Genomic DNA, 242 nt, shown 5'->3' with positions numbered 1-242 from the left:
GGCCGTACTCGAGGGCGGTCACGTAGTCTTCGTCGTAGAACATCGCTTCGTCATCGCCCGCCGCTTTGGCGTTCACCTGATCCTGGAAGCGCTGCGCCTGGTCTTCGGCATCGTTCAGCTCGCTGAAACCGTTACCGATTTCGCGGCCGCCGATGAAGAATTCAAAGCGGTCAGTGATTTCCGGGTTGACGTCGTTACGGCGCGCCAGCGGAGAAACTTCCGCCGGGTATTCGGTGATGAAG

At 59.5% G+C, this 242-nt stretch carries 1 protein-coding gene; it reads right to left on the bottom strand.

The genetic code is table 11. The features are described 5' to 3' along the window. Nucleotides 1-242: amino acid--tRNA ligase-related protein (locus tag IM317_RS23685; protein ID WP_305038663.1), on the bottom strand; the 242-nt coding region annotated here is incomplete at both ends.

Origin of the sequence: Enterobacter cloacae complex sp. S3 (assembly GCF_014930495.1) — a bacterium.
GTDB classification, from domain to species: Bacteria; Pseudomonadota; Gammaproteobacteria; order Enterobacterales; family Enterobacteriaceae; genus Enterobacter; species Enterobacter asburiae_B.
This window is presented reverse-complemented; position numbering and strand designations above follow the sequence as displayed.